The following is a 1638-nucleotide window of genomic DNA, read 5'->3' on the forward strand; positions in this document are numbered from 1 at the left end:
GCTCCCATCCGCGCAGCTGGTTGGCCACCCGATCGGTGCCCGGCACCCGAGCCCGATACCCGACGATGCCGTGCTCCCCCGGCAGCGAACCGGTGAGCAGGCTCGTCAGCGCGGACGCCGTCGTCGAGGGGAACACGGTACGCGCCACGTGCTTCTTCGTCGACATCGACGTGAGAAACCGCGCGTGGCCGCTGCGGGCAGCCAGATTCGCCGCGCCGAGGCCGTCGATCACGAATACGATCGCGCTGGTCGCCGGCGCGAACCAGTCGGAGCGGCCGTCGAGTGCGCGCGACATCTGCGTCACGACACCGGTGAGGCTCCGAGCGTGCGGCGGGTCCACGGGTAGGCTGAGGGGCATCGGGGCCAGTCTCGCACACGCGGGAAAGCCCACGCCGTTCCGCCGTCACCCGAGGCCACATCGTCTATGCCCACTCCCCCCGCCGCATCCTCCCCTGCTGACCATGGACGCATCGAGGATGTCGATGTCTCCATCGAGATGCAGGGATCATTCCTCGAGTACGCGTACTCGGTCATCTACTCTCGCGCGCTTCCCGATGCCCGTGACGGACTGAAGCCGGTTCAGCGACGCATCCTGTTCCAGATGGCGGATATGGGTCTGCGTCCCGATCGCGGCCACGTGAAGAGCGCGCGCGTGGTCGGCGAGGTGATGGGCAAGCTGCACCCGCACGGTGACAGCGCGATCTACGACGCGCTGGTGCGTCTCGCCCAGCCGTTCTCCCTGCGCGTGCCCCTCGTCGACGGGCACGGCAACTTCGGCTCGCTCGACGATGGCCCGGCGGCATCGCGCTACACCGAAGCGCGACTGGCGCCGTCTGCGCTGGCACTGACGGAGAACCTCGACGAAGACGTCGTCGATTTCATCCCCAACTACGACGGCCAGTTCCAGCAGCCCGAGGTGCTGCCGGCCGCGTTCCCCAACCTCCTCGTCAACGGTGCGTCGGGCATCGCGGTGGGCATGGCCACCAACATGGCCCCGCACAACCTCGTCGAAGTCGTCGCAGCGGCCATCCATCTGCTGGAGAATCCCGACGCGAGTGTCGAAGATCTCATGGAGTTCGTGCCCGGACCCGACCTTCCGTCCGGCGGGATCATCGTCGGACTCGACGGCATCAAGGACGCCTACACGAACGGGCGCGGATCGTTTCGGACGCGAGCCAAGGTGTCCATCGAATCGCTCGGTCCGCGACGGACCGGGTTGGTGGTCACCGAACTGCCGTACCTCGTGGGTCCCGAGCGGATCATCGAGAAGATCAAGGATGCCGTCAACGCCAAGAAGCTGCAGGGCATCGCCGACATCGCCGACCTGACCGATCGCCACAACGGCCTTCGGCTGATCATCAGCATCAAGACCGGATTCGATCCGCAGGCGGTCCTGGACCACCTGTACCGGCTGACTCCGCTCGAGGATTCGTTCAGCATGAACAACGTCGCGCTGGTGGTCGGGCAGCCTGCGACCCTCGGACTGCGCGAGATGCTGCGGGTTTACCTCGATCATCGGATCCAGGTGATCACGAGGCGCAGCCAGTACCGCTTGCAGAAGAAGAGGGATCGTCTTCACCTGGTCGAGGGTCTGCTCATCGCAATCCTCGACATCGACGAGGTGATCCAGGTCATCCG

Annotated in this window: 2 protein-coding genes; one reads left to right on the forward strand and one right to left on the reverse strand. The window is 66.0% G+C overall.

Annotated elements, in window-relative coordinates; genetic code table 11:
- Positions 1–358: alkaline phosphatase family protein (locus WBQ44_RS00135; protein ID WP_495564710.1), on the reverse strand; the 358-nt coding region annotated here is incomplete at its 3' end.
- A 66-nt stretch (positions 359–424) separates the two neighbouring features.
- On the opposite strand from WBQ44_RS00135, the gene WBQ44_RS00140 reads away from it, so the two are divergent.
- Positions 425–1638, forward strand: a 1214-nt coding sequence (locus WBQ44_RS00140; RefSeq protein WP_495564711.1) for a DNA gyrase/topoisomerase IV subunit A, incomplete at its 3' end; no start/stop codon positions are given.

The sequence above is a fragment of the Rhodococcus sp. (in: high G+C Gram-positive bacteria) genome (assembly GCF_049591685.1).
In the GTDB taxonomy this organism is placed as follows: domain Bacteria; phylum Actinomycetota; class Actinomycetes; order Mycobacteriales; family Mycobacteriaceae; genus Rhodococcoides.